At 70.1% G+C, this 26,654-nt stretch carries 24 protein-coding genes; 18 read left to right on the plus strand and 6 right to left on the minus strand.

Annotated elements, in window-relative coordinates; all coding sequences use genetic code 11:
- The first annotated feature begins 159 nt into the window (after positions 1 to 159).
- The 12 genes from ACQ0O7_RS42050 to ACQ0O7_RS42105 all read left to right on the plus strand — a co-directional run bounded on the left by ACQ0O7_RS42050 (position 160) and on the right by ACQ0O7_RS42105 (position 14,878).
- Positions 160 to 1,953 (plus strand): hypothetical protein, encoded by a 1,794-nt coding sequence (locus ACQ0O7_RS42050; protein WP_430791516.1) that lies wholly within the window; start codon positions 160 to 162, stop codon positions 1,951 to 1,953.
- Between the two features lie 80 nt (positions 1,954 to 2,033).
- A complete protein-coding gene (uvrA, locus tag ACQ0O7_RS42055; protein WP_430791517.1) occupies positions 2,034 to 4,982 on the plus strand; it encodes an excinuclease ABC subunit UvrA in 2,949 nt (982 codons plus the stop codon).
- 219 nt (positions 4,983 to 5,201) lie between these two features.
- Positions 5,202 to 5,714 (plus strand): Rieske (2Fe-2S) protein, encoded by a 513-nt coding sequence (locus ACQ0O7_RS42060; RefSeq protein ID WP_430791518.1) that lies wholly within the window; start codon positions 5,202 to 5,204, stop codon positions 5,712 to 5,714.
- Positions 5,715 to 5,794: 80 nt separating this feature from the next.
- Complete coding sequence (gene uvrC, locus ACQ0O7_RS42065; protein ID WP_430791519.1) at positions 5,795 to 7,738, plus strand: excinuclease ABC subunit UvrC; 1,944 nt, start codon at positions 5,795 to 5,797, stop codon at positions 7,736 to 7,738.
- 64 nt (positions 7,739 to 7,802) lie between these two features.
- Entirely contained in the window at positions 7,803 to 8,690 is an 888-nt protein-coding gene (gene rapZ / locus ACQ0O7_RS42070) for an RNase adapter RapZ (protein ID WP_430791563.1), read from the plus strand.
- A complete protein-coding gene (locus ACQ0O7_RS42075; RefSeq protein ID WP_430791520.1) occupies positions 8,687 to 9,703 on the plus strand; it encodes a gluconeogenesis factor YvcK family protein in 1,017 nt (338 codons plus the stop codon). Before rapZ ends, ACQ0O7_RS42075 begins: the two co-directional genes overlap by 4 nt.
- A 57-nt stretch (positions 9,704 to 9,760) precedes the next feature.
- A complete protein-coding gene (gene whiA / locus ACQ0O7_RS42080; RefSeq protein ID WP_430791521.1) occupies positions 9,761 to 10,741 on the plus strand; it encodes a DNA-binding protein WhiA in 981 nt (326 codons plus the stop codon).
- A gap of 313 nt (positions 10,742 to 11,054) precedes the next feature.
- Positions 11,055 to 12,056 (plus strand): type I glyceraldehyde-3-phosphate dehydrogenase, encoded by a 1,002-nt coding sequence (gene gap, locus ACQ0O7_RS42085; protein ID WP_430791522.1) that lies wholly within the window; start codon positions 11,055 to 11,057, stop codon positions 12,054 to 12,056.
- Positions 12,057 to 12,064: 8 nt separating this feature from the next.
- Positions 12,065 to 13,261 (plus strand): phosphoglycerate kinase, encoded by a 1,197-nt coding sequence (locus ACQ0O7_RS42090; RefSeq protein WP_430791523.1) that lies wholly within the window; start codon positions 12,065 to 12,067, stop codon positions 13,259 to 13,261.
- A complete protein-coding gene (gene tpiA / locus ACQ0O7_RS42095; protein WP_430791524.1) occupies positions 13,261 to 14,052 on the plus strand; it encodes a triose-phosphate isomerase in 792 nt (263 codons plus the stop codon). Before ACQ0O7_RS42090 ends, tpiA begins: the two co-directional genes overlap by 1 nt.
- A 92-nt stretch (positions 14,053 to 14,144) precedes the next feature.
- Complete coding sequence (gene secG, locus ACQ0O7_RS42100) at positions 14,145 to 14,396, plus strand: preprotein translocase subunit SecG (protein WP_203793679.1); 252 nt, start codon at positions 14,145 to 14,147, stop codon at positions 14,394 to 14,396.
- Between the two features lie 140 nt (positions 14,397 to 14,536).
- Positions 14,537 to 14,878, plus strand: a complete 342-nt coding sequence (locus ACQ0O7_RS42105; protein ID WP_430791525.1) for an RNA polymerase-binding protein RbpA — start codon at positions 14,537 to 14,539, stop codon at positions 14,876 to 14,878.
- Between the two features lie 36 nt (positions 14,879 to 14,914).
- Here ACQ0O7_RS42105 and ACQ0O7_RS42110 read toward each other — a convergent pair whose 3' ends face one another.
- Positions 14,915 to 15,517: a GNAT family N-acetyltransferase gene (locus ACQ0O7_RS42110; RefSeq protein ID WP_430791526.1), complete on the minus strand. Its 603-nt coding sequence runs from the start codon at positions 15,515 to 15,517 to the stop codon at positions 14,915 to 14,917.
- A gap of 104 nt (positions 15,518 to 15,621) precedes the next feature.
- On the opposite strand from ACQ0O7_RS42110, the gene ACQ0O7_RS42115 reads away from it, so the two are divergent.
- The 3 genes from ACQ0O7_RS42115 to ACQ0O7_RS42125 are packed head-to-tail and all read left to right on the plus strand — an operon-like array spanning position 15,622 to position 17,152.
- A complete protein-coding gene (locus tag ACQ0O7_RS42115) occupies positions 15,622 to 16,011 on the plus strand; it encodes a hypothetical protein (protein WP_430791527.1) in 390 nt (129 codons plus the stop codon).
- 50 nt (positions 16,012 to 16,061) lie between these two features.
- A complete protein-coding gene (locus ACQ0O7_RS42120; RefSeq protein WP_430791528.1) occupies positions 16,062 to 16,634 on the plus strand; it encodes an RNA polymerase sigma factor in 573 nt (190 codons plus the stop codon).
- On the plus strand, positions 16,631 to 17,152 hold the full coding sequence (locus ACQ0O7_RS42125; protein WP_430791529.1) for a hypothetical protein: 522 nt from the start codon (positions 16,631 to 16,633) through the stop codon (positions 17,150 to 17,152). Before ACQ0O7_RS42120 ends, ACQ0O7_RS42125 begins: the two co-directional genes overlap by 4 nt.
- A gap of 86 nt (positions 17,153 to 17,238) precedes the next feature.
- On the opposite strand, the gene ACQ0O7_RS42130 is transcribed toward ACQ0O7_RS42125, so the two are convergent.
- The 5 genes from ACQ0O7_RS42130 to tkt all read right to left on the minus strand — a co-directional run bounded on the left by ACQ0O7_RS42130 (position 17,239) and on the right by tkt (position 23,994).
- Positions 17,239 to 18,063 carry a 6-phosphogluconolactonase gene (locus tag ACQ0O7_RS42130; protein ID WP_430791530.1) on the minus strand — a complete coding sequence of 275 codons (825 nt, stop codon included), beginning with the start codon at positions 18,061 to 18,063 and terminating at the stop codon, positions 17,239 to 17,241.
- Positions 18,064 to 18,131: 68 nt separating this feature from the next.
- Entirely contained in the window at positions 18,132 to 19,115 is a 984-nt protein-coding gene (locus ACQ0O7_RS42135) for a glucose-6-phosphate dehydrogenase assembly protein OpcA (protein ID WP_430791531.1), read from the minus strand.
- Positions 19,112 to 20,629, minus strand: a complete 1,518-nt coding sequence (gene zwf, locus ACQ0O7_RS42140; protein WP_430791532.1) for a glucose-6-phosphate dehydrogenase — start codon at positions 20,627 to 20,629, stop codon at positions 19,112 to 19,114. The genes ACQ0O7_RS42135 and zwf overlap by 4 nt, the downstream gene beginning before the upstream one ends.
- A 76-nt stretch (positions 20,630 to 20,705) precedes the next feature.
- On the minus strand, positions 20,706 to 21,842 hold the full coding sequence (gene tal, locus ACQ0O7_RS42145) for a transaldolase (protein ID WP_430791533.1): 1,137 nt from the start codon (positions 21,840 to 21,842) through the stop codon (positions 20,706 to 20,708).
- Positions 21,843 to 21,879: 37 nt separating this feature from the next.
- Entirely contained in the window at positions 21,880 to 23,994 is a 2,115-nt protein-coding gene (gene tkt, locus ACQ0O7_RS42150) for a transketolase (protein WP_430791534.1), read from the minus strand.
- A 258-nt stretch (positions 23,995 to 24,252) separates the two neighbouring features.
- On the opposite strand from tkt, the gene ACQ0O7_RS42155 reads away from it, so the two are divergent.
- The 3 genes from ACQ0O7_RS42155 to ACQ0O7_RS42165 all read left to right on the plus strand — a co-directional run bounded on the left by ACQ0O7_RS42155 (position 24,253) and on the right by ACQ0O7_RS42165 (position 26,612).
- Entirely contained in the window at positions 24,253 to 25,203 is a 951-nt protein-coding gene (locus ACQ0O7_RS42155) for a heme o synthase (RefSeq protein WP_430791535.1), read from the plus strand.
- A gap of 246 nt (positions 25,204 to 25,449) precedes the next feature.
- Positions 25,450 to 25,743 (plus strand): hypothetical protein, encoded by a 294-nt coding sequence (locus ACQ0O7_RS42160; RefSeq protein WP_430791536.1) that lies wholly within the window; start codon positions 25,450 to 25,452, stop codon positions 25,741 to 25,743.
- The gene (locus ACQ0O7_RS42165; RefSeq protein ID WP_430791537.1) at positions 25,743 to 26,612 is read left to right on the plus strand and encodes an ATP-grasp domain-containing protein; all 870 of its coding nucleotides are present in this window, start codon (positions 25,743 to 25,745) and stop codon (positions 26,610 to 26,612) included. Before ACQ0O7_RS42160 ends, ACQ0O7_RS42165 begins: the two co-directional genes overlap by 1 nt.
- Positions 26,613 to 26,654 lie beyond the last annotated feature (42 nt).

Genomic DNA, 26,654 nt, shown 5'->3' on the forward strand with positions numbered 1-26,654 from the left:
ATGAACCCACCTCGCGAGGACGACGCGGGACCTGTGGATTTGCTGGTAGGTGCCGGGCGTACCGGAGCCGGGGTGAAGTTCGGGGGTGACCGTTGGCGGGCGTCTATGGGTGACCGGCGCCGTGTGGCGGGTGTGGGGAGTTCTGGCAGAATTCGGCCGGTGCGTGCGGCTGACGAGATGACCGGTGAACGGGCGGCGGAGGTCGCGGAGCAGGGGCGGAGCGGGCCGCGACGGCCCCGCTGGCAGCGGTTCGACACCTGGATGGCGCTGGGTTTCACCGCTCTCGCCGTGCTGGTGACGATCCAGTTGTGGATCGATCCGAACGGCCGGGTGCTGGCCGGTAACGACGACGATCACGGCATCTTCCTGTTCATGCTGGCGCATGCCGAGCGGGTGGTGTTCGACGGCGCGGCGCCGTTCTTCAGCGACCGGTTCAACGTGCCGGTCGGCGTCAACATGATGGCGAACACGTCGATTCTGGCCCTGGCGATCCCGCTGGCGCCGATCACCCACTTCTTCGGTGGTGGGGTGACGGTGGCGCTGCTGGTCACCGCTGGTCTGGGCGGGACGGCGTTCGCCTGGTACTGGGTGCTGTCCCGGCATCTGGTGAACACCCGGGCGGCGGCCGCGATCGGTGGCGCCTGGTGCGGGTTCGCGCCGGCCATGGTGTCGCACGCGAACGGGCATGTGAACTTCGTCAGCAACTATGTGCTGCCGTTCATCGTCTGGCAGGTGTTGCGGCTGCGGGAGCCGGGCCGGGTGTGGCGCGGCGGGATCATCCTCGGCCTGCTGATCGTTCTGCAGATCTTCATCAACGAGGAGGCGCTGCTCTTCACCGCGATGACGCTCGGGCTGATGGCCGCCGGGTACGCGGCGATGGCCTGGAGCGAGGCCAAGCTGGTGTGGAAGCATTTCTGCGCCGGGATCGGGGTGGCCGCGCTCACGTCGGGAGTGCTGGTGGCCTACCCGTTGTGGTACCAGTTCTTCGCCCCGGGCAACTATCACGGTCAGCCGTTCGCGCCGACCGACTACGTCACCGATGTGGCCTCGCTGGGCTGGTTCGCCCGGCAGTCGCTGGCCGGGAACGCCGAGCTGACCCGGGTGCTGAGTGTCAGCGCGACCGAGGACAACACGTTCTGGGGGCCGGTGGGCCTGGTGATGATCGTGGTGGCGACGGTGATGCTGTGGCGGTCGGTGGCGTTGCGGGCGACCGCGATCGCCGCGCTGGTGGTGCTGCTGATGTCGTTCGGGCCGGAGCTGCGGATCTTCGGGCGGGACACCGGGATCCCGTTGCCGTTCGGGCTGATCAGTCACATTCCGGTGATCGATCTGGTGAGTGTGACCCGGTTCGCGATGGTGCCGGCCGCGGTGGCCGGGATCCTGCTGGCGTTCGCCGCCGACCGGGCGGGTTCGCTGAGCCCGAAGCGGAGGAGGCTGTTCTGGATCGGCATGGTCCTCGCCCTGGTGCCGCTGATCCCCAAACCGCTGCCGGTGGTGCAGGGTGACCCGATGCCGGAGTTCATCACGGCGGGCACCTGGCGGCAGTACGTCCCCGAGGGGAAGACCCTGGTCACGGTGCCGTTGCCGGATGTCACGAGCGGCCGGACCGGGCAGCGCTGGGCGACTCTCAACAACCTGGACTATCCGACGCCGCGCGGCTATTTCATGGGCCCGGCGAACCCGCCGTGGGATGACACCGGCTCGTGGCGCGCGCCGCACCGATACACCTCACAACTGTTGTGGAGTGTGCGGGAATATGGGTATGTACCCCAGTTGTCCGAGGCGGACAAGGCGGCCATCGCCCAGGACCTGGCGTACTGGCGGGCCGGCGTGGTCGTCCTGGTCCCGGAGAGCCGGAATGAGGCCGCGCTCCGGTCTGTTCTGGTGGAGGCCCTGGGTGAGCCCCAGACGGTGGGTGGCGTCGAGATCTGGCCGATTCCCTCGAACGGATGATCGACCGGGTGCCGCGACTTGTCACACCCCGGGGCTAGAGTGTCTCCTCGACTTCATACACCTGTACGGAGAGGCTGGCAGTGGCCGACCGACTGACAATTCGTGGCGCCCGTGAGCACAACCTGCGTGACGTCAACCTCGACCTGCCCCGAGACGCGCTGATCGTCTTCACCGGTCTGTCCGGTTCGGGCAAGTCCAGCCTCGCCTTCGACACGATCTTCGCCGAGGGCCAGCGGCGCTACGTCGAGTCGCTGTCGTCGTACGCGCGGCAGTTCCTCGGCCAGATGGACAAGCCGGACGTCGACTTCATCGAGGGTCTGTCCCCGGCGGTGTCGATCGATCAGAAGTCGACGAACCGGAACCCGCGGTCGACCGTCGGCACCATCACCGAGGTGTACGACTACCTCCGCCTGCTGTTCGCCCGGACCGGGATCCCGCACTGCCCGGTCTGCAAGGAGCGGATCAGCCGGCAGACCCCGCAGCAGATCGTCGACCGGGTCCTCGCCATGCCGGAGGGCACCCGGTTCATGGTGCTGGCGCCGGTGGTCCGCGGGCGGAAGGGGGAGTATGTCGACCTGTTCGCCGACCTCCAGTCCAAGGGTTACGCGCGGGCCCGGGTGGACGGCACCGTCCACCCGCTGACCGAGCCGCCGAAGCTGAAGAAGCAGGAGAAGCACACCATCGAGGTGGTCATCGACCGGCTCGCGGTGAAGGCGTCCAGCAAGCAGCGCCTGACCGATTCGGTGGAGGCCGCGCTCGGGCTGGCCGGTGGCATCGTGCTGCTCGACTTCGTCGATCTGGCCGAGGACGACCCGGACCGGGAGCGCCGCTTCTCCGAGCACCTGGCCTGCCCGAACGACCACCCTCTGGCGATCGAGGACCTGGAGCCGCGGGTCTTCTCCTTCAACGCGCCGTACGGCGCCTGCCCGGAGTGCTCCGGCCTGGGCACGAAGAAGGAGGTCGACCCGGAGCTGATCATCCCGGACGAGGAGAAGAGCCTCGCCGAGGGCGCGATCCAGCCGTGGGCCGGGGGGACCACCCAGGAGTACTTCACCCGGCTGCTGGAGGCGCTGGCCAGCGCGGAGAAGTTCAGCCTGGACACCCCGTGGCGGGCACTGCCCAGCCGGGTGCAGCGGATCGTCATGCACGGCGCCGACGACCAGGTGCATGTGCGGTACCGGAACAAGTACGGCCGGGAGCGCTCGTACTACACCGGGTTCGAGGGTGTGGTGCAGTGGATCGAGCGGCGGCACAACGACACCGAGAGTGACTGGTCGCGCGAGAAGTACGAGGGGTACATGCGCGACGTGCCCTGTTCGGTCTGCGGTGGCGCCCGGCTCAAGCCCGAGGTCCTCGCGGTGACGGTGGCCGGGAAGAACATCGCCGAGGTCTGCAACCTGTCGGTGGGGGAGTGTGCCGAGCTGCTGGCCGGCATCGAGCTGGACGACCGGCAGAAGATGATCGCCGAGCGGGTGCTCAAGGAGATCAACGCGCGGCTGCGGTTCCTGCTCGACGTGGGCCTGGACTACCTGTCGCTGGATCGTGGCGCGGGCACCCTGTCCGGTGGTGAGGCGCAGCGGATCCGGCTGGCCACCCAGATCGGGTCGGGCCTGGTCGGTGTGCTGTACGTGCTGGACGAGCCGTCGATCGGCCTGCACCAGCGGGACAACCACCGGCTGATCGAGACCCTGGTGCGGCTGCGCAACCTGGGCAACACGCTGATCGTGGTGGAGCACGACGAGGACACCATCCGGACCGCGGACTGGATCGTCGACATCGGGCCGGGCGCCGGTGAGCACGGTGGCGAGATCGTGCACAGCGGCACCGTGGAGGGCCTGCTGGCGAGTGAGAGGTCGCCGACCGGGGCGTACCTGTCGGGGCGTAAGTCGATCCCGGTGCCGGCCACCCGCCGTCCGCTGACCGACGGCCGGGAGGTGGTGGTGCACGGGGCGCGGGAGCACAACCTGCGCAACCTGACCGTGCCGTTCCCGCTGGGCCAGTTCATCGCGGTCACCGGGGTCTCCGGGTCGGGCAAGTCGACGCTGGTCAACGACATCCTGCACACGGTGATGGCGAACCAGATCAACGGCGCCCGGCAGGTGCCCGGCCGGCACACCAAGGTGACCGGTCTGGAGAACGTCGACAAGGTGGTCGGGGTGGACCAGTCGCCGATCGGGCGGACCCCGCGGTCCAACCCGGCGACGTACACGGGTGTCTTCGATCACGTCCGCAAGTTGTTCGCGGAGACGACCGAGGCGAAGGTCCGGGGGTACGGTCCGGGCCGGTTCTCGTTCAACGTCAAGGGCGGCCGCTGCGAGAACTGCTCCGGCGACGGCACCATCAAGATCGAGATGAACTTCCTGCCGGACGTGTACGTGCCGTGCGAGGTGTGCAAGGGCGCCCGGTACAACCGGGAGACCCTGGAGGTGCACTACAAGGGCAAGACGATCGCCGAGATCCTGAACATGCCGATCGAGGAGGCCGCGGAGTTCTTCTCGGCGTTGCCGGCCATCCACCGGCATCTGCGGACCCTGGTCGAGGTGGGCCTGGGCTACGTCCGGCTGGGCCAGCCCGCGACCACCCTGTCCGGTGGTGAGGCGCAGCGTGTCAAGCTCGCCTCCGAGCTGCAGAAGCGCTCCACCGGCCGGACCGTCTACGTGCTCGACGAGCCGACCACCGGCCTGCACTTCGAGGACATCCGCAAGCTGCTGCTGGTGCTCAACGGCCTGGTCGACAAGGGCAACACGGTGATCACGATCGAGCACAACCTCGATGTGATCAAGACCGCGGACTGGCTGATCGACATGGGCCCGGAGGGCGGCAGCAAGGGTGGTGTGGTGCTGGCCGCCGGCCGCCCGGAGGAACTGGCCGAGGTGGCGGAGAGCCACACCGGGCAGTTCCTGCGGCCGATGCTGAGCCTGACCGGCAAGGCCAAGGGCTCGGCGGACGCGACCGCCCGCGCGGCGAAGGCGAACGGGACGGCCCCGCAGAAGCGGGCCACCCGGTCCCGGGCGAAGGCCGCCGTTTAGGAAGTTCTTAGACGACTCTCAGCAACCGCGCCAGGTTGGTCTCCTATGGTCGGCCGGGCGCGGTCGTGTTCCTCTCAGTCGGGGAACCGATCGGGCGAACGTGGAGAAAGCGGGAGAATCCCGCTGTCGTCCGTTGAACTGATCACGGCATTGATTCGTATCTCGAGACGACTCCGCGGGATATCGGCGGCAGGAAAACAGGTAGTGGAGGGGCAACTGATGACTGACGTGCAGCAGCGGACCGAGGCCGAGATCCGGCAGGACCGACCCGGGACCGCCTCGTCACGCCGTGTCGTCCTGATGGGCGCCGGAGCGATCGGCGCGACCGCGGCTCTGGCGGCCTGTGGCACCGACGCGGCGAACACCAACCCGAACGGCACCGACTTCGCCGCGGAACCGGCCCCGGCCGGCAGCGACGGCCCGGCCGGTGGCGGTTCCACCGGCGGTGGCGGCACCGTCCTGGTGGCGGCCGCCGACGTGGAGGTGGGCGGCGGGGTGATCCTGGACGAGCTGGTCGTCACCCAGCCCGCCGAGGGCTCCTTCAAGGCGTTCAGCAACGTCTGCACCCACCAGGGCTGCAAGGTGAGCGAGATCAAGAACGGCTCGATCATCTGCAAGTGCCACAACAGCCTGTTCTCCATCCAGGACGGCGCGCCGACCTCCGGCCCGGCCAAGGCTCCGCTGGCCGTGACCGCTATCGACGTGGACGGCGACAACATCGTCACGGCCTGACCTGAGACAGCCCGGCCGGGGACCCGTACGAGGTCTCCGGCCCGGCTTTTCTGTCGGTCCCACGCATTAGGGTTGAGGCTGTGCCAGACCCGTCCACATACCGCCCGGCTCCGGGTACCATCCCGGACTCCCCGGGTGTCTACCGCTTCCGCGACCCGGCCGGCCGGGTCATCTACGTCGGCAAGGCGAAGAGCCTGCGCAGCCGGCTGAACTCGTATTTCGCCGACGTCTGGTCGCTGCACGCCCGCACCCAGCAGATGGTCACCACCGCAGCCGCGGTCGACTGGGTGACCGTCGGCACCGAGGTCGAGGCGCTCCAGCTGGAGTTCTCCTGGATCAAGGAGTTCGACCCGCGCTTCAACGTGAAGTACCGCGACGACAAGTCGTATCCGTTCCTCGCTGTGACACTTGACGAGGAGTTCCCCCGGCTTCAGGTGATGCGCGGCGCCAAGCGCAAGGGCGTGCGCTACTTCGGCCCCTACTCGCACGCCTGGGCCATCCGGGAGACCCTGGACCTGCTGCTGCGGGTGTTCCCGGCCCGCACCTGCTCGGCCGGGGTCTTCAAACGGGCCCACCAGATCGGCCGCCCCTGCCTGCTCGGCGACATCGGCAAGTGCTCGGCCCCGTGCGTCGGCCGGGTCAGCCCCGAGGAGCACCGGGCCATCGTCGGTGACTTCTGCGACTTCATGGCCGGCAGCACCGAGCAGTTCCTCAAACGGGTCGAACGGGAGATGCTGCAGGCCTCCGAGGATCTGGAGTTCGAGCGGGCCGCCCGGCTCCGCGACGACCTGGTCGCCCTGCGCCGGGCCCTGGAGAAACAGGCCGTGGTGCTCGGCGACGGCACCGACGCCGACATCGTCGCCTTCGCCGAGGACCCGCTGGAAGCCGCCGTCCAGGTGTTCCACGTGCGCGGCGGCCGGATCCGCGGCCAGCGCGGCTGGGTGGTGGAGAAGGTGGAGGACCTGACCACCGGCGACCTGGTGCACCACTTCTGCCGGCAGATGTTCGGCGAGCAGGAGGGCGAGACCGACGTTCCCCGTGAGCTGCTCGTCCCGGCGCTGCCCGACGACGCCGACGCCCTCGCCGACTGGCTGTCCGAGCGGCGCGGCAGCCGGGTCAGCCTGCGGGTGCCGCAGCGCGGTGACAAGAAGTCGCTGATGGAGACGGTGGCCCGCAACGCCGCCGAGGTGCTCCAGCGGCACAAACTGCGCCGGGCCGGCGACCTCACCACCCGCAACAAGGCCCTGGAGGAGATCGCCGAGAACCTCGGCATGGACGGGGTGCCGCTGCGCATCGAGTGCTTCGACGTCTCCCAGATCCAGGGCACCGACGTGGTCGCCTCGATGGTGGTGTTCGAGGACGGGCTGGAACGCAAGAGCGAGTACCGGCGGTTCATCGTCCGCGGCAACCCCGACGGCAGCGGCATGGACGACCTGTCCGCGATGAGCGAGGTGATGCGGCGGCGGTTCGCCCGGTTCAAGGCCGACGACCCGGCGCCCGAACCGGTGGCCGAGGGTGAGCTGCCCGGCATCGATCCGCTCACCGGGAAGGCGCGGCGGTTCGCGTACCCACCGCAGTTGATCGTCGTCGACGGTGGCCGGCCGCAGGTCGACGCGGTGGCCGCGGTCCTCGCCGAGATGGGTGTGACCGATGTGGCCCTGTGCGGTCTGGCCAAGCGGCTGGAGGAGGTGTGGCTGCCGGCAGACGACTTCCCGGTGATCCTGCCGCGGACGTCCGAGGCGCTCTACCTGCTGCAGCGGGTGCGGGACGAGGCGCACCGGTTCGCCATCACCTTCCACCGGCAGCGGCGGTCCAAGCGGATGACCGAGTCCGCGCTGGATCAGGTGGCCGGGCTGGGCGAGGTGCGCCGCAAGGCCCTGCTGCGTCACTTCGGCTCGCTCAAGCGGCTGGCCGGCGCCACCCCGGAGGAGATCGCCGAGGTGCCCGGAATCGGTTTGCGGACGGCGGAATCCGTGCTGGCGGCCTTGCGTTCACCCGAGACGGGGAAGACTGGGAACCGGTGACTTCTTCCCGGCCTACCATGTTGTGTTCCCGAAATCGACGCAGGAGGCGTGCGTGACCGAAGCGATGGCCGATGTCCTGGAACCCGACGAGGCCGGAACCGACCTGGTGGTGGTGACCGGGCTGTCCGGTGGCGGGCGCAGCACGGTGGCGCGGGCCCTGGAGAACGTCGGCTTCTACGTGGTCGACAACCTGCCGCAGGCGCTGATGCTGGAGATGGCCGAGCTGGCGTTCGCCGCCGGCGGGGCCGCCCGGCGGACCGCGATGGTCCTCGACGTGCGCAGCCGGGCCTTCTCCACCGACCTGGCCGGGGCGGTCCGGGCGCTGAAGGAGCGCGGCTTCTCCCCGCGGGTGGTGTTCGTGGACGCCGACGACGAGGTGCTGATCCGCCGGTTCGAGTCGGTGCGGCGCTCGCACCCGCTGCAGGGTGACGGGCGGCTGGCCGACGGCATCGCCGCCGAGCGCAAACTGCTCGCCGAGGCCCGCGAACAGTCCGACGTGATCATCGACACCAGTCACCTGAACGTGAACCAGCTGCGCCGCCGGGTGGAGGAGCTGTTCGGCGGGGAGGACTCGCGCAAGCTGCGGATCACCGTGCTGTCGTTCGGTTTCAAGTACGGCCTGCCGCCGGACGCCGACTACGTGCTGGACGCCCGTTTCCTGCCGAACCCGTTCTGGGTGCCGGAGCTGCGCGAGCACACCGGCCTGGAGGAGGGGGTGAGCAGCTACGTGCTGGGCCAGGACGGGGCGACCGACTTCGTCGGGACGTACGCCGGGCTGATCGCGGCCACCGCCCCCGGCTTCGAGCGCGAGGGCAAGCGCTATCTCACCGTCGCCATCGGCTGCACCGGTGGCAAGCACCGCAGCGTGGCCATCGCCGAGGAGCTGACCTCCCGGCTCAGCGCCATGCGCCTGTCCGCCCACACCTCGCACCGGGACCTGGGGCGCGAGTGACGGCGATCCGGGTGGTCGCCTTCGGCGGCGGGCACGGACTGAGCGCGTCACTGCGGGCGTTGCGGCGCACGGCCCGGCACCTCGACCTGGAGATCACCGCGATCGTCACGGTCGGTGACGACGGTGGTTCCAGCGGCCGGCTACGGGTGGAACGGGACGCGCTGCTGCCCCCGGGCGACCTGCGGCAGGCCCTGGCGGCGCTGGCCGACGACGATCCGGGGCACCGGCTGACCGCGCGGCTGATGCAGCACCGGTTCGCCGCGATGGAGATCCCCGCCCAGGTGCCGGCGGCCGGCCGGGGCCCGCGGATCGAGCGCCGCGCCGACCGCAGCAAGGACAGCCTGGCCGGGCACGCGGTCGGCAACCTGCTGCTGCTCGGGCTGATCGAGATGCTCGGCGACCCGGTGGCCGCCCTGGACCACGCCGCCGGGATGGTCGGCGCCCGCGGCCGGGTGCTGCCGATGGCCCGGCACGCGGTCGGCATCGAGGCCGACGTGGTGCACGCCGACGGCGCCCGGGAGACGGTGCGCGGGCAGCATTCGGTGGCGGTCGCCGAGGGCCGGGTGGCGGCGCTGCGGCTGGACCCGGCGGATCCGCCGGCCTGCCCGGAGACGATCGCCGCGGTCCGCGAGGCCGACTGGCTGATCTTCGGGCCGGGCAGCTGGTACACGAGTGTGCTGCCGCATCTGCTGGTCCCGGAGCTGGCCGCGGCGATCACCGCCAGCCCGGCCCGGCGCCTGGTGACCCTCAACCTGAGCCCGGACAAGGAGACGTCGGGGCTGTCCACCGCCGACCACCTGGCCGCCCTGCACTGGTACCTTCCGTCGCTGCGGGTGGACACGGTGCTCGCCGACGGCACGTGGGTGGGCGAGCCGGAGCAGGTCCGGGCCGCCGCGCGGGACCTCGGCGCCGATCTGGTTCTGGCACCCGTCGCCGTTGCGGACGGGAGCCCACGGCATGATCCTGAGTCATTGGGCATCGCCCTGGTGCCAGTATTGGGCGCCACTCGTTGATTACTGACGTAGTGCGGCACACACTGTTCAAGATCCGGCGCATGAGGTGACAACACGATGGCGATGACGGCAGCGGTCAAGGAAGAGCTGAGCCGGGTCGACGTGCCCAAGCCGTGCTGCCGCCGGGCGGAGATGGCGGCGCTGCTGCGTTTCGCCGGCGGCCTGCACATCGTCTCCGGCCGGGTGGTCGTCGAGGCGGAGCTGGACACCGGAGCGGTGGCCCGGCGCCTGCGGCGCGAGATAGCCGAGGTGTACGGCTACTCCAGCGAGGTGCACGTGCTGGCCTCCGGTGGCTTGCGCAAGGGCAGCCACTACATCATCCGGATCGTCAAGGACGGCGAGGTGCTGGCCCGCCAGACGGGTCTGCTCGACGTGCGCGGCCGTCCGGTCTGGGGCCTGCCGCAGCATGTGGTGAGCGGCAACGCGTGCTGCTCGGTGGCGGCCTGGCGGGGCGCGTTCATGGCGCACGGCTCGCTCACCGAGCCGGGCCGCTCCAGCGCCCTGGAGATCACCTGCCCGAGCCCGGAGGCGGCGCTGGCCCTGCGGGGTGCCGCCCGCCGGGTCGGGATCACCGCGAAGGACCGTGAGGTGCGCGGGGTGGACCGGGTGGTGATCAAGGACGGTGACGCGATCGCCGCGCTGCTCACCCGGATCGGCGCGCACTCCAGCGTGCTGGCCTGGGAGGAGCGGCGGGTCCGGCGTGAGGTGCGGGCCACCGCGAACCGGCTGGCCAACTTCGACGATGCGAACCTGCGGCGCTCGGCCCGCGCGGCGGTGGCGGCCGCGGCCCGGGTGACCCGCGCCCTGGAGATCCTGTCCGAGGACGCGCCGAACCACCTGACCTCGGCCGGCCAGCTGCGGCTGGAGCACCGGCAGGCGTCCCTGGAGGAGCTGGGCGCGCTGGCCGATCCGCCGCTGACCAAGGACGCGATCGCCGGCCGGATCCGGCGGCTGCTGGCGCTCGCCGACAAGCGCGCGCGGGACCTCGGGATCCCGGACACCGAGGCGGCCGTGACACCGGAGATGATGGCTTGCTAGGTGATGGTGATCACCCGTCTGGGGGACCTTTGGTCCTTATCGCCCGGGATGAAAAGCGCCACTCTTGAAGCGTCAACCGGCAACGTCGCTGTGATCCGTTTAGGTAACGTTCAGGTCGCGCCCCGCCGCTTCGCGGGCGTGTGGCCTCGGATAGGGTCCTGGATGACGGCGACGGTGCCGGTAGTTCGGCCGAGCAGCGTCATCTTTCTTCGAGTCCGGCCGGACGCCTTCAATGTCGGCCGTCCCTATCGGTCGGCATGCAGACCCCTCCGCCGGTCGCAGAATCCGGCGGACCGAAACGAGGAGACCACCTGTGACCATCCGGGTTGGCATCAACGGCTTCGGCCGTATCGGTCGTAACTTCTTCCGGGCGGTTCTCGCCTCCGGCGCCGACATCGAGATCGTCGGCGTGAACGACCTGACCGACAACGCCACGCTGGCTCACCTGCTGAAGTACGACAGCATCCTGGGCCGTCTCGGCCAGGAGGTCAAGGCGTCGGCGGACGAGATCACCGTCGGTGGCAAGACCATCAAGGCGTTCGCCGAGCGCGACCCGAACAACCTGCCCTGGGGCGAGCTGGACGTCGACGTCGTCATCGAGTCGACCGGCTTCTTCACCGACGCCACCAAGGCCAAGGCGCACGTCGACAAGGGTGCCAAGAAGGTCATCATCTCGGCTCCGGCCAAGAACGAGGACATCACCATCGTGATGGGCGTCAACGACGGCCTCTACGACGGTGCGAAGCACACCATCATCTCGAACGCCTCCTGCACCACCAACTGCCTCGCCCCGATGGCGAAGGTCCTGAACGACACGATCGGGATCGAAAAGGGTCTGATGACCACGATCCACGCGTACACCCAGGACCAGAACCTGCAGGACGGCCCGCACAGCGACCTCCGTCGCGCCCGCGCCGCCGCGCTGAACATCGTGCCCACCTCGACCGGCGCCGCCAAGGCCGTCAGCCTGGTGCTGCCGGAGCTCAAGGGCAAGCTGGACGGCTTCGCGCTGCGGGTGCCGATCCCCACCGGCTCGGCCACCGACCTGACCTTCACCGCCGCCCGTGACACCACGGTCGAAGAGGTCAACGCCGCCATCAAGGCCGCCGCCGAGGGCCCCCTCAAGGGCATCCTGGTCTACACCGAGGACCCGATCGTGTCGGCCGACATCGTCACCGACCCGGGCTCCTGCATCTTCGACGCCGGCCTCACCAAGGTCATCGGTGGCAACCAGGTCAAGGTCGTCGGCTGGTACGACAACGAGTGGGGCTACTCGAACCGCCTCGTCGACCTGGTCAAGCTCGTCGGGGCCTGATCTTCCAGATGAAGACTCTCGACGACCTGCTCGGCGAGGGTGTCTCGGGTCGGCGCGTGTTCGTGCGCGCCGACCTGAACGTCCCGTTCGACAAGGCAAACCCGGGTGTCATCAGTGACGACGGCCGCGCCCGCGCGGTGCTGCCGACCCTGATCGCCCTGCGTGACGCGGGCGCCCGCGTGATCGTGGCGTCCCACCTCGGCCGCCCGAAGGGCGCGCCGGACCCCAAGTTCACCCTTGCCCCGGTGGCGGCCCGCCTCGGTGAGCTGCTCGGCTCGTCGGTGGTCTTCGCCTCCGACACCGTCGGCTCCGACGCCCAGGCCAAGGTCGAGGCGCTGCAGGACGGCCAGGTGCTCCTGCTGGAGAACCTGCGCTTCAACGCCGGCGAGACCTCGAAGGACGACGCCGAGCGCGGCGCCTTCGCGGACCAGCTGGCCGCGTTCGCCGACTTCTACGTCGACGACGCCTTCGGCGCCGTGCACCGCAAGCACGCCTCGGTGTACGACGTGCCGGCCCGCCTGCCGCACTACGCCGGTGGTCTCGTCCTCAAAGAGGTCGAGGTCCTGAAGAAGGTGTCGGAGAGCCCGGAGCAGCCGTACGTCGTCGTGCTCGGCGGCTCGAAGGTCTCCGACAAGCTCGCCGTGATCCAGGCGCTGCTGCCGAAGGTGGACAAGCTGCTCGTCGGTGGTGGCATGTGCTTCACCTTCCTCAAGGCCCAGGGCCACGAGGTCGGCAAGTCGCTGCTGGAGGACGAGATGGTCTCGGTGTGTGCGGACCTGCTCGCGCAGGCCGACGGCCGGATCGTGCTGCCGGTCGACGTGGTGGCCGCCACCGAGTTCTCGGCGGACGCCGCTCACGACGTCGTCGCCGCGTCCGAGATCCCCGCCGACCGGCTGGGTCTCGACATCGGCCCGAAGTCCACCGAGCTCTTCGCGTCGGCGATCGCCGGTGCGAAGACCGTGTTCTGGAACGGCCCGATGGGCGTGTTCGAGCTGGCGCCGTTCGCCGCGGGCACCCGTGGCGTCGCCGAGGCGATCACCAAGATCGACGGCTTCTCGGTCGTCGGCGGCGGTGACTCCGCGGCCGCGGTGCGCACGCTCGGGCTGGACGAGACCGCGTTCGGCCACATCTCCACCGGCGGGGGCGCGTCCCTGGAGTACCTCGAAGGCAAGACGCTGCCGGGCGTCGCCGCTCTGGAGAAGTGATGGGTGACGTGACCCGCAAGCCGATCATCGCCGGCAACTGGAAGATGAACCTCAACCACTTCGAGGCGATCCTCCTGGTCCGGAAGCTGGCCGCGAGCCTGACCGCCGAGCAGCTCGAAGCGGTCGAGACCGTGGTGCTGCCGCCGTTCACCGACCTGCGCAGCGTCGAGGGCGCGATCAAGGACGACAAGCTCAACATCGTCTACGGCGCGCAGGACATCTCGAAGTTCGCGGCCGGCGCGTACACCGGCGAGATCTCCGGTGGGATGCTGGCCAAGCTCGGCTGCACCTACGTGCTGACCGGGCACTCCGAGCGCCGGCAGTACCACAACGAGGACGACGCGCTCGTCAACGCGAAGAACAAGGCCGCCTTCGAGGCCGGCCTGACCCCGATCTTCTGCGTCGGCGAGGGTCTGGAGATCCGCGAGGCCGGCAACCAGGTCGAGCACGTGCTCGCCCAGGTCGAGGCCGGTCTGGACGGTCTCAAGACCGAGCAGATCAAGCAGATCGTGATCGCGTACGAGCCGGTCTGGGCGATCGGCACCGGCAAGACCGCGACGCCGGAGGACGCCCAGGAGGTCTGCGGCGCGATCCGTGGCCGTCTGGCCGAGAAGTTCGGCGCCGAGGTGGCCGACGCGGTCCGCATCCAGTACGGCGGCTCGGTCAAGGCGAACAACGTCGCCCAGATCATGGCCAAGCCCGATGTGGACGGCGCGCTGGTCGGCGGCGCCTGCCTGGAGGCCGAGGGGTTCGCCACCATCGTGCGATTCCCGGAGCACGTCGGAGCCTAAGAGTAATTAGCGCGTGCCCGGTCGTATCATGCGGCCGGGCACCCGCTATTGTGGGACCGCTGCCTTGCCCTTCGAGAGGAATGAACCCGACGATGCCGATCGCGTTCGCATACACGTTGATCGTGTTGCTGGTCATCACCAGCATCCTGCTCACGCTGCTGATCCTGCTGCACCGGGGTAAGGGCGGCGGCATGTCCAGCATGTTCGGTGGCGGTGTGACCTCCAGCCTGGCCGGCTCCTCGGTCGCGGAGAAGAACCTCGACCGCTACACCGTTCTGGTGGGAATCATCTGGTTCGCCTGCATCGTCGGGCTGAGCTTCTGGCTGAAAGTCCAGATCGCCTGACGGCGGTCCAAAGTCGTACAATCTCCCGCGCGGCCGGTTTCTCCGGCCGCGCGGTTTTTCGTCTCTGCTGTCCGGTTCACTCCCCTCCGTCGAGTGGCCGGACCGCCCTCCGGAGGCCCCTCGAGACAGGAGTGACGTCCGTGTCCAGTGGCAGCGCTATTCGCGGTAGCCGTGTCGGGTCCAGCCCGATGCGTCCCGACGAGCGCACCGAACCAGCACCGCGCCGGCAGGTCACCTATTTCTGCGCGGCCGGTCACGACAGCATCATCTGGTTCGCGGCCGAGGCCGCCAACCCCGACACCTGGGACTGTCCACGGTGCGGTCAGCCGGCCGGGCTCGACCGATCCAACCCGCCGGGACGGCTCCGTGCCGAACCGTACAAGTCGCATCTCGCGTACGTGAAGGAACGCCGCTCCGACGAGGACGCCGAGGCGATCCTCAACGAGGCCCTCGCCAAGCTCCGCCAGCGGCGCGGCCGATAGGTCCTGGGAGGTCCACCGGCGGCCGGTGGACCTCTCTCACAGCGGGCTGGTGTCCCGGCCGACGAAGCGGGCGCCGGAGTCCGGCACCGTCAGGTCGTGGAAGCCCAGGCGGCGGTAGAAGGCGTAGGCGCCCTCGTTGCTCGCGGCCATCCCCAGGTGCACCCCCGGCACCCCGGCGGCCCGCAGGCCGGCCAGGAAGGCCGCCATCAGGGCCCGGCCCTGCCCGCGGCCCTGCCACTCCGGCAGCAGATCGATGTGCAGGTGCGCCGGATAGCCGGCGAACTCCGGCCGGAGCATCTTCTCCGGCGAGAACAGCACCGCCTTCAGATCCCGGTCCCGGGGGTCGTCTCCGGCGAACCGGCCGGCCACCGACGGAATCCACTCGGCGCGCAGCCACCCGACGAACGCCGCGGTGTCCGCGGTGCCCAGCACATAACCGACCGCCGCGCCGGTCCCGTCGTCGAGGACGTGTGCGTGCTCCGGCTCACGGACCACGTACGGCACCGCCCACACGTCGCCGAGCATGCGGTCGGAGCTGTGCACGCCCCGGGCGTCCCCACCCGCGGCGCCGGTGCGCACACAGATGTCGTAGATCGCGTCGAGGTCGCCGGGCTGGTACGAGCGGATGATCGGCTGCATCCCCGGAAGTCTATGACTGTGGTGTGGATCACTTGATGACCGCCAACCTTTCGTCGGGCCGCGCGTCTACCCAACGACAGTTCCGACGAACAGGGAGTTCTGTGATGCGCTTCTCGACCCGTGGCCTGGCCCTCACCCTCGGCACCGCCTCCGTGCTGGCGATCGGCGCGCTGTCGGCCGCCGCGTTCGCCGGTGAGTCCACGCCCGCCCCGAAGCCGGCCACCACCCCGGTGAGCGAGGAGGCCACGCCGGGCCCGGTCGCCTCCCCGGAGAAGCCGGCCGCCACCACCGTCGCGCCGACGCCGGCCACGTCCCCGGTGAAGACCACCGCCAAGCCCGGCCCGGTCACGTCGCCGGTGAAGACCACCGCCAAGCCCGGCCCGGTCACGTCGCCGGTGAAGCCGACCGCCGCGCCGGCCCCGACCGACATCCCCGGCACCCCGGCTCCGACCGCGTCCCCGGTGAAGCCGGCCACCACGCCGAGCCGGGGCTGACCCCGGAAGGTACCGTTCGTCCCGTCGCCGACCCCTCCGAGGCCCCGCCTGTGATCTCCGTTCTGCGGTTCCCCCCGCTGCTCGCCTGGTTCCGTGGGCTGTCCGCCGGCGTGCGGGCGACCGGCCCCGCACCGCAGTCACCCCCGGCGATCAACGAGCTGTACCACAGCCGGCGGCTCAGCCTGGTCCGGCTGGCGGTGCTGCTGGTCGACGACCTGGCGACCGCGGAGGACGTGGTGCAGGACGTGTTCACCGCCCTCTACCGGCGGCACGGGCCCCAGTTGCGGGGCGTGACCGATCCGAACGCGTACCTGATCACCGGTGTCACCAACGCCGCGCGGTCCGCCCTGCGCCGGCGTCGCACCGCCCGGGCCTACGTCCCACCGGAAGCCGGCGTCAACCCGGCGGCCGAGGACGAGGCGCTGCTCGGCGAGAGCGACCGGGAGATGCTGCGGGCGCTGCGCGGGCTGACCGCCCGGCAGCGGCAGGTGCTGGTGCTGCGGTACTGGTCCGAACTCTCCGAGGGGGAGATCGCGGAAACGCTGCGGGTCTCCCGCGGCACGGTCAAGTCGACGGCGCACCGGGCGCTGGCGATCCTGCGGGAACGACTGGGGGAGCGGTGACCGACGAACGCACGGGCGCTGGGGGAGCGGTGGCCGACGACGTGGAACAGCGGTTGCGCAGCGCGCTGGCCGCCCGGGCCGGCCAGATCACCCAGGACCGGCTGAGTCTCGGGGTGCCGCCGACGCTCACCGCGCCGGACGCCCCGGCCTGGCGCCGGTGGCTGCTGCTGGCGCCGGCCGCGGTCGCGACCCTGGCGGTGGTGTCCGCGGCGGTGGTGGCCCTGACCGTGCCGCGTGGCGAGCCGGAGCCGGGCCCGATCCTTCCGGCCGACCCGTCCCCAGCGGTCTCCCCGGCGGTGTCCGGACAGGTCGATCCCCCGCCGGTGGGTCCCGCACCCGAGGGGTCGCCGGACGCGTCGTCCTCCGAGTCGCCGGCGACGACCCCCGGGCGGTCGCCCGCGGGCCCGGCCGCCACGTCGGCCGGCCAGGAGACCGCGTCACCGACGAAGTCCACACCGTCCCCGGAAGCGCCGGAGGCCACGATCGCCCCCGCGCCCGGAGTCACCCCGCCCGGTTAGTGATCCGTTCCGGTCGTCGCCGGGTCGGGCCGCCCCCTCCCACCGGTGTGCCGGGAGTCGCCGGACACCGACGGGAGGGGCGGTGGTCACCGCTGGGCGGGAAGGTTCGCGGCGGCGGCCTGGTCCAGGAGCCAGAGCGTCTTGTGTACGCCCGTCGCGCTCGCCGCCGGAAGGTCACCACCGGACAGCACCGTGCCGATCGGGGCGGCCTTGTCCGGGCCGGCCGCGATCAGCCACACCTCGTCCGCGCTGCGGATGGTCGGCACGGTCAGGGTGACCCGGGTGGGCGGGGGCTTCGGGCTGTCGAAGGTGGCCGCCGTGGTGCCGGTCGCGCCGAGCACCGGGTGGCCGGGGAAGAGCGACGCCACGTGGCCGTCCTCGCCGACCCCGAGCATCAGCACGTCGAAGCGCGGTACCGCGCCACCCGAAATTCCGGAAATGTCGGACTCGGCGGGGGCGGTGGACACGCCGGACCCACCGGATGCGCCGGACCCGGCGGAGGTGCCGGACCCGGCGGTGGCGAGTTCGGTGGCGTACCGGGCGGCGGCGGCCGTCGCGTCGTCGCCGTCGGGGCCGTCCGAGGCGGGCATCGCGTGCACCCGGGCCGGGTCCAGCGGCAGCTTGTCCAGCAGCGCCTCGCGTGCCTGGGTCTCGTTGCGGTCCGGGTCGCCGGACGGCAGGAAACGCTCGTCACCCCACCACAGGTCGACCCGGGACCAGTCGATGGCGGCGGAGGCGGGCAGCTCCCGGACCGCGCGCAGCACCTTCGCCGCGACCCGGCCGCCGGTCAGCACCACGCTCGCCGAACCGTGCACCGCCTGCGCGTCGATGATCTTGACGACGAGCCGTGCCGCCACCGTGGACGCCAGGATGTCGGCGTCCGGAACCACCACGACCACGGTCTCACTCAATGGATGTCTCCCTCATAAACGTCAGGCCGCCCGCCGCGACTGCGACGGACGGCCTCGAACACGAAAAACTACGCCACCGCGCCGGCGATCGCGGCCAGCGCCGGATCCTTCCAGACGTGCACCCGGCTCGGGCTGCGGTGGTCCAGGCCGGACAGACCGGCCATGGCGCCGAGCGCGTCCGCGTAGATCTGGTCGGCGTCGAGCCGGCGCAACTCCTCGGCCAGCTCGTCACCGACCGGCCGCTTCGGCAGCGGCATGTACCTGTCGTCCTGGCCGGTCCGGCTGAACAGGGCGGTGCCCTCCTCACGGGTGACCCGGACACAGTCGCCGTTCTCGCACTGCAACTCCACCGAGTGCAGGCGCGGAGCCCGGTCGGTGTGCTCCATCACCGGGTCGATGCCGAGGCGGGACTTCAGCCAGCCCATCATCAGCCAGGCGGTGGGGTCCCGGTCCGGCGCCACGATCTTCGCGCCGGTCACCCGGGCCTCGGTGCTGTCGAAGGCCCCGGCCACCAGGGTCCGCCACAGCGTGATCCGGGTCCAGGTCAGGTCGGTGTCACCGGGCGCGTAGTCGACGGCCCGCTGCTTGAGCGCGGCCACCGGGTCCGGCGCCTGCGCGCTGTCGGTGATCCGGCGCTCCGACACGACCCCCAGGAAGTCGTTGGCGATCATGTTCGGCGGGTCCTCGTGCCACCAGGTGACCACCGGGACGTCCGGGGCTAGCAGCGGCATGACCACCGACTCGGCGTGCAGGGCCAGCCGGCCGTACATCCGCATCACCACCGCCTCGGCCGGGCCGAGACGCCCGCCGACCACGATCTCGGCGTCCAGCCGGCTGCGGCCCTCCATGTCGGAGCGGACCACGATGAGCAGCCGGCAGGGGTGCGCGGCGGCGGCGATGGTGGCCGCCGCCTCGGCCTCCCGGACCTTCTTCTCCTCGACCACCGCGATCAGGGTGAGGGCCAGGCCGGACGCCACGCCGCCGGCGCTGCGCCGTTCCGCGGCCAGGGCCTTGACGACCTCGTTACCGGTGGTGTCCCACAGACCGATCATGCCCGCCTCCAGGTACGGCCCTCGCGTGCCAGCATCTCGTCGGAGGCCCGCGGGCCCCACTCACCGGACCGGTACGGTTCCGGTTTGGTGTTCGCCCAGGCCGCTTCGAGGGGGTCGATGACCCGCCAGGACTGCTCGATCTCGGCGGCGTCCGGGAACAGGGTCCGGTCACCGATCAGAACATCCAGGACCAGACGCTCGTACGCCTCCGGGCTGGACTCGGTGAACGCCTCGCCGTACTGGAAGTCCATCGCGATGTCACGGACCTCCATGGACGTACCGGGAACCTTGGATCCGAATTTGAGGACCACGCCCTCGTCCGGCTGAACCCGGACCACCAGCTGGTTGTGGCCCAGCATCTCCACGTCGGCCGGGTCGAATGGCAGGTGCGGGGCCCGCTTGAACAGGATCGCGATCTCGGTCACCCGGCGCGGCATCCGCTTGCCGACCCGCACGTAGAACGGGACGCCGGCCCAGCGCCGGTTCTGGATGCCGAGGCGGACCGCGGCGTACGTCTCGGTGGTGGAACCGGCCGGGATGTTCGGCTCCTCCAGGTAGCCCACGGCGCGCTCGCCGGCCACCCAGCCGGGAAGGTACTGCCCACGGACCGAGCCGGTGGCGATGTCGGCCGGCAGACTGATCGCCTTGAGGACCTTGAGCTTCTCCGCCCGTACCTCCTGGGGGTCGAAGCTCGTCGGCTCCTCCATGGCGATCATCGCCAGCAGCTGGAGCAGGTGGTTCTGCAGCACGTCACGGGCCGCGCCGGAGGCGTCGTAGAACGCCGCCCGGGTGCCGATGCCGACGTCCTCGGCCATGGTGATCTGGACGCTGTCGACGTACTTCGAGTTCCAGACCGGCTCGAACAGACTGTTCGCGAAGCGCAGCGCCATGATGTTCTGCACGGTCTCTTTGCCGAGATAGTGGTCGATCCGGAAGACGTCCTCCGGAATGAACACGTCGTCGACCAGCTCGTTGAGCTGCACCGCGCTCTGGTAGTCGTGGCCGAACGGCTTCTCCACCACCACCCGCCGCCAGCCGCCGGTCTTCGACGGGTCGGCCATGCCGGTGCGGTTGAGCTGGTTGAGCACCAGCGGGAACGCGGCCGGCGGGATGGAGAAGTAGAAGGCCGCGTTGCCGGTGATGCCGTTGCGTTCCTTCAGCTCGTCCAGCGTGGTGGAGAGCTGGTCGAACGCGGCGTCGTCGTCGAACGAGCCGGGAATGAAATGGAAGCGCTCGGAGAGACGCTGCCAGACGTCGTCACGCCACGGCGTGCGGGCGCCCTTCTTGGCCGCCGCGTAGGCCAGCGACTCGAAGCTGCCCTCACCCCAGTCGGCGCGGGCGAAGCCCACCACCACGAAACCGGGGGGAAGCAGACCACGGTTGGCCAGGTCGTACACGGCCGGGATGAGCTTCTTTCGGGACAGGTCACCGGTGACCCCGAAGATCACCAGAGCACAGGGCTCCGGGATCCGTGGAAGCCGACGGTCCTGTGCGGTGCGCAGCGGATTACCCACGTTGCCATCCTGCCAGTTTTTTGATGACGGAGCGGCCTGTCGCGGGAGTCCCGCGACAGGCCGCTGATGGTGCGCGTCAGGCAGCGTCGCTGGGGTTCTTCGCCCCGGCCGCGGCGGCCTTGAGGGACTTGGTGACGCCCTCGAGAAGCTCGTTCCAGCTCTGCTCGAACTTCTCCACGCCCTCGTCCTCGAGGACCTTGAAGACGTCGGTGAAGTCGATGCCCACCGCGGCCAGGTCGGTGAAGACCTGGTGCGCGTCGGCGAAGTTGCCGGTGATGGTGTCACCGCGGGTGGTGCCGTGGTCCTCGTACGCGAAGATGACCGGCTCCGGCATGGTGTTCACCGTGCCGTGCGCGATCAGCTCCTCGACGTAGATGGTGTCCAGGAACTCGGGGTTCTTGGTGCCGGTCGAGGCCCAGAGCGGGCGCTGCGGGTGGGCGCCGGCCGCGGCCAGGGCCTTCCACCGCTCGCCGCCGAAGACCTCGGTGTACGCCTCGTAGGCCAGCCGGGCGTTGGCGATGGCCGCCTTGCCCTTGAGCGCCTTCGCCTCGTCCGACCCGATCTTGTCGAGCCGCTTGTCGACCTCGGAGTCGACGCGGGAGACGAAGAACGACGCGACCGAGCCGATCTTGGAGAGGTCGTGGCCGTTCGCCTTCGCCAGCTCCAGGCCGGTCAGGAACGCCTCCATCACGGCCTGGTAGCGCTCGACCGAGAAGATCAGCGTCACGTTCACGCTGATGCCCGCGCCCAGCACCTGGGTGATCGCCGGCAGGCCGGCCAGCGTCGCCGGGATCTTGATGTACAGGTTGGGGCGGTCCACCAGCCACCACAGCGTCTTCGCCTCGGCGACCGTCGACTCGGTCTCGTGCGCCTTGCGCGGGTCCACCTCGATGGACACCCGGCCGTCGACGCCGTTCGACGCGTCGTACTCGGTGCGGAAGATGTCGGTCGCCCAGCGGACGTCCTTGGCGGTCATCAGGCGGACCGCCTCCTCAACCGTCACGCCCTGCAGCGCGAGGTCACGGAGCTGCTCGTCGTAGGCGTCCGCGTCGGACAGCGCCTTCTGGAAGATGCTCGGGTTCGTGGTCACCCCGACCACGTGCTGCTCGGTGCGCAGCTTGTCCAGCGAACCGCTGGTCAGGCGCACCCGGGACAGGTCGTCGAGCCATACCGCGACACCTTGCGCGGACAGTTCGGCCAGTCTGTCGGTCATTTCCCTCAACTCCTGAAAGTGGCGTTACCGGAAAGAGTCAGTTGCCGGTCTTGTGACCGGTGATCTCGCCGACCTTGGCGAGGGAGGCGTGGGCCTTGGCGACGACGTTGTCGGCGGTGAAGCCGAACTGCTCGAAGAGGACCTTCGCCGGGGCGCTGGCGCCGTAGTGCTCGATGCTGACCGCCTCGCCGGCGTCACCGAGGATGCGGTCCCAGCTCATCCGGATACCGGCCTCGACCGAGACGCGGGCCTTCACCCCGTGCGGCAGCACCTGCTGCTGGTACGCCGTGTCCTGCTGGAAGAACCACTCCTGGCAGGGCATCGACACGACCCGGGTGGGGGTGCCGTCGGCCTCCAGGCGCTCCCGCGCGGTCAGCGCGATCGACACCTCGGAACCGCTGGCGATCAGGATCACCTCAGGCGTGCCGGTGGACGCCTCGGCCAGGATGTAGCCACCCTTCAGGGTGCCCTCGGCCGACGCGTACTTCGAGCGGTCGATGGTCGGCAGGTTCTGCCGGGACAGCGCCAGAGCCGTCGGGCGGTCGGTGTGCTCCAGGGCGCCCCGCCACGCGTACGCCGTCTCGTTGGCGTCGGCCGGGCGGACCACGTCGAGGCCGACGATGGCACGCAGCGCGGTCAGCGTCTCGATCGGCTGGTGCGTCGGGCCGTCCTCGCCGAGACCGATCGAGTCGTGCGTCCACACGAACACGACCGGCAGCTTCATCAGCGCGGAGAGCCGGACCGAGCCCCGCATGTAGTCGGAGAACACCAGGAAGGTGCCGCCGTACGGACGGGTCCCGCCGTGCACCGCGATGCCGTTCAGGATCGAGCCCATGCCGTGCTCACGGATGCCGAAGTGCAGCGTGCGGCCGTACTCGTGACCCGGGAAGGCGTCGGTGGCGTACTCGGCGGGAATGAAGGACGGCTCGCCCTCCATGGTGGTGTTGTTGCTCTCCGCCAGGTCGGCGGAACCACCCCACAGCTCGGGCAGCACCGGCGCGAGCGCCTTCAGCACCTTGCCGGACGCGGCCCGGGTGGCCAGGCCCTTCTCGTCCGCGGGGAACTCGGGCAGCGCCCGGTGCCAGCCCTCCGGCAGCTCCTTGCGGGCCAGCCGCTCGAACAGCTCCTTGCCCTCGGCGTTGCCGGCGGCCCACGCGTCGAACGCCTTCTGCCACTCGGCGCGGGCCGCCTTGCCCCGCTCCACCACCTGCTGGGCGTGCTTGACGACCTCGTCGTCGATCGCGAACGGCTCGTCCGCGAAGCCCATCAGCTCCTTGGTGGCGGTGATCTCGGCGGCGCCCAGCGCGGAACCGTGGATCTTGCCGGTGTCCCGCTTCTTCGGCGCCGGGTAACCGATGATCGTCTTGAGCACGATGAACGACGGCTTGTCGGTCACCGACTTCGCGGTCTGGATCGCCGCCCAGAGCGCCTCGACATCCTCGGAGTAGGTCTCCCCGGCCCGCCAGTCGACGGTCTGAACGTGCCAGCCGTACGCCTCGTAGCGCGCGCCGACGTCCTCGTTCTTCGCGATCCGGGTGTCGTCCTCGATCGAGATCTGGTTGTCGTCGTAGATCACGACCAGGTTGCCCAGCTTCTGCACCGAGGCGATCGCGCTGGACTCGTGGCTCACGCCCTCCTCGATGTCGCCGTCCGAGGCGATCGAGTAGACGAAGTGGTCGAACGGCGACTCGCCGGCCGCGGTGTCCGGGTCGAACAGGCCACGCTCACGGCGGGCCGCCATGGCCATGCCGACCGCGTTGCCGATGCCCTGGCCCAGCGGGCCGGTGGTGATCTCCACGCCGGGGGTGTGCCCGTACTCCGGGTGACCCGGGGTCAGCGAGTCCCACTGGCGCAGCGACTTCAGGTCGTCGAGTGACAGGCTGTAGCCGCTCAGGAACAACTGAACGTAGAGGGTGAGGCTGGAGTGACCACAGGAGAGCACGAAGCGGTCGCGCCCCGCCCACTCCGGGTCCGTCGGGTCGTGCCGCAGGACACGGTTGAACAGAAGATAGGCGGCCGGGGCCAGGCTCATGGCCGTACCGGGGTGGCCGTTACCGGCCTTCTCCACGGCGTCCATGGCCAGCACGCGGGTGGTGTCCACCGCCTTGCGGTCGAGGTCGGACCAGTTGAGAGCGGGATCTGTGGCAGCCACGTCGGTTGTGCTCCTCGGGCAAAATTATGGAACCCTTTTCGGCTTGACCCTATCCAGTAGGGCTAAACGTCCGCGCAGCGAACGCCCTAGGCACATACGCTGTGAGCGGACATGCCAGTTCAACGGGTGTGACCGCCTGCACCCCTGCCGGGTGCCCCGAGCAGCGGAGACGGCGGCGCGTAGGCTGTCCGGGCGGACCGCCGGGTTGATACCCGGCAACGGCCGCGTAATAAAGCCGAAGCCGGAAGGTGGCTGTCCGTGAGCATGATCACCGAGCGTCCCCTGCAACGGCGGACGCCCGGCGTGGCTGAGCAGCCCGTCCGGGAGTCCCGCGCCCGAGCGTGGGTCACGGTCTTCCGGGCGTACCTCTCGCTCACCAAGCCGCAGATCGTCGAACTGCTCCTGGTCACCACAGTGCCCACGATGATGCTCGCCGCGCAGGGCTGGCCGGACCCGGTCACCTTCGCCGCGGTGCTGGTCGGGGGCGCGATGGCGGGTGGCGCGGCGAGCGCCCTCAACTGTTACATCGACCGCGACATCGACCAGTTGATGCGGCGCACGAAGCGGCGCCCGATCCCGGCGAACCAGATCACCCCACGGGCCGTGCTGATCTTCGGCCTGACCCTGGCTGTGATCTCGGTCGCCCTGATGGCGGTTCTCACCAACTGGTTGGCCACTGTGCTCACCGCCGCGTCGATCTTCTATTACGACGTGATCTACACCCTCTGGCTGAAGCGCCGGACGCCCGCCAACACCTTCTGGGGTGGCGTGTGCGGTGCCGCGCCGGTGCTGATCGGCTGGGCCGCCGTCACCGACTCCCTGCCGCCGATGGCGTGGGCGCTTTTCGCGGTTGTCTTCTTTTGGCAGATGCCGCACTTCTACGCGCTCGCCATCAAGTACAAGGAGGACTACGCCCGGGCCGGCGTGCCGATGCTCCCGGTGGTCCGGTCGATGAAGAGGGTCAACTTCGAGATCATTCTGTACGCGGTACTCACGGTGGTGTCCTCACTCGCCGCGTGGCCGCTCGGTCTCGGGCCGATCTACGGTGTCACCGCCGTGGTGATGGGCGCCGTCTTCCTGGGCGAGTCGGTCCGGCTGGCGCGGCAGAGCGGTGGCGGGGCGGCGGTCAAGCCGATGCGCCTGTTCCATCTCTCCATCACGTACCTCACCGTGCTCTTCATGGCCGTCGCCGCCGACGCCCTGATCTGACGCCCTCCGACGCTCCGATCTGACCCTCTGGTGGGGCGTCTTGGTATGACGTCGCACAGGATGCCCGGTTTGCCGTGATCGTCAGTTACTGTCCGTCACTCGATGGGCGGATAATCGGCGCGTCGACAAATCCGGCGTAATCGGCCCAAAACAATGCGCCCGAGTTTGAAACCTGCTGGTAATTGGAGTCACAAAAGGCCATCGGATGCCCCCCGGCGGCGCCGCCGGGTGCTTAGGCTGCCCAGCATGGCAGAAGGTTCCGTTACGACACTGACCTCCGAGATCAAGTCCTTCGCCGCCGGACACGGCGGCGCCAAGGCGGTGATCGAGTACGTCGGTAAGCGCGGTGCCCGCATCGTCCTCGTCGGAGAGGACGGCGAGTGGTCCGACCAGTTCGCCAAGGACACCGGCGTGGCACGCGAGGCGTGTGAGCACGCGGGAGTCAAGGTGGAGAACGAGTGGGAGCGCGAGCTCCTCGAACAGATGCGCCCCAGCAACGACCTGTGGCGGTCGATGGCGCGCCGGAGCATGGCCCGCTGATGAGCCGGGTCGCACTGGTCACCTCGGCCGACCTCCCCGACCTGTGGGACGACGACCACCCGCTGCGCGACGCCCTGCGGCAGCGGGGAGTGGACGTCGACGCGGTCCGCTGGGACGACCCGGCAGCCGACTGGTCCGCCTACGACCTGGCCGTCCTCCGCTCGCCGTGGGACTACACGGCCCGCCGCGACCAGTTCGTGGCATGGGCCCGGTCCGTGCCACGGCTGGCCAACCCGGCCGACGTGGTCGCCTGGAACACCGACAAGCGCTACCTGAGCGAGCTGGCCGCCGCCGGCATCCCGATCATCCCCACCGAGTTCATCGGCCCCGGAGAGTCGTGGAGCCCGGCCACCGACGGCGAATGGGTGGTCAAGCCGACGGTCAGCGCCGGCAGCCAGGACACCGCCCGCTACCAGCTGCCCGGCCAGACCGACCTGGCCGAGGCCCACGTGCGGCGGCTCACCGAAGCCGGCCGGACCGCGATGATCCAGCCGTACCTGTCCGCGGTGGACACCGAAGGCGAGACCGCGGTGCTCTGCACCCCCGACGGCACCGGCGAGCTGACCTTCAGCCACGGCATCCGGAAGGGCCCGATGCTGACCAGCACCGGAGGCGGCGCGATCGACCCCGGCTCGGAGCGGATCACCCCGCGCCAGCCGTCCATCCCGGAACTGGACCTGGCCGCCCGGGTGCTGGCGGTCATCCCCGGCGGGACCAAGCACCTGCTGTACGCCCGGATCGACATGATCCCCGGCCCGGACGGCGCGCCGGCGCTGATCGAGCTGGAGCTGACCGAGCCGTCCCTGTTCCTGCGAACGGCCCCCGGCTCCGCCGACCGCCTGGCCGAAGCAATCCTCACCCGCCTCTGACCCCGCCGGCCCGTCTGAGCTACGGCCAGCCGTAGCTCAGAC

Origin of the sequence: Actinoplanes sp. G11-F43 (assembly GCF_050589265.1) — a bacterium.
Classification (GTDB): Bacteria; Actinomycetota; Actinomycetes; order Mycobacteriales; family Micromonosporaceae; genus Actinoplanes.

Bases quoted from the DNA above. Each gene is read 5' to 3' on its own strand.
- ACQ0O7_RS42060 (WP_430791518.1), top strand. From the start codon at position 5,202: ATGACTGACGTGCAGCAGCGGACCGAGGCCGAGATCCGGCAGGACCGA.
- rapZ (WP_430791563.1), top strand. From the start codon at position 7,803: ATGGCCGATGTCCTGGAACCCGACGAGGCCGGAACCGACCTGGTGGTG.
- whiA (WP_430791521.1), top strand. From the start codon at position 9,761: ATGGCGATGACGGCAGCGGTCAAGGAAGAGCTGAGCCGGGTCGACGTG.
- ACQ0O7_RS42090 (WP_430791523.1), top strand. From the start codon at position 12,065: ATGAAGACTCTCGACGACCTGCTCGGCGAGGGTGTCTCGGGTCGGCGC.
- tpiA (WP_430791524.1), top strand. From the start codon at position 13,261: ATGGGTGACGTGACCCGCAAGCCGATCATCGCCGGCAACTGGAAGATG.
- secG (WP_203793679.1), top strand. From the start codon at position 14,145: ATGCCGATCGCGTTCGCATACACGTTGATCGTGTTGCTGGTCATCACC.
- ACQ0O7_RS42110 (WP_430791526.1), bottom strand. From the start codon at position 15,517: ATGCAGCCGATCATCCGCTCGTACCAGCCCGGCGACCTCGACGCGATC.
- ACQ0O7_RS42115 (WP_430791527.1), top strand. From the start codon at position 15,622: ATGCGCTTCTCGACCCGTGGCCTGGCCCTCACCCTCGGCACCGCCTCC.
- ACQ0O7_RS42135 (WP_430791531.1), bottom strand. From the start codon at position 19,115: ATGATCGGTCTGTGGGACACCACCGGTAACGAGGTCGTCAAGGCCCTG.
- tal (WP_430791533.1), bottom strand. From the start codon at position 21,842: ATGACCGACAGACTGGCCGAACTGTCCGCGCAAGGTGTCGCGGTATGG.
- ACQ0O7_RS42160 (WP_430791536.1), top strand. From the start codon at position 25,450: ATGGCAGAAGGTTCCGTTACGACACTGACCTCCGAGATCAAGTCCTTC.
- ACQ0O7_RS42165 (WP_430791537.1), top strand. From the start codon at position 25,743: ATGAGCCGGGTCGCACTGGTCACCTCGGCCGACCTCCCCGACCTGTGG.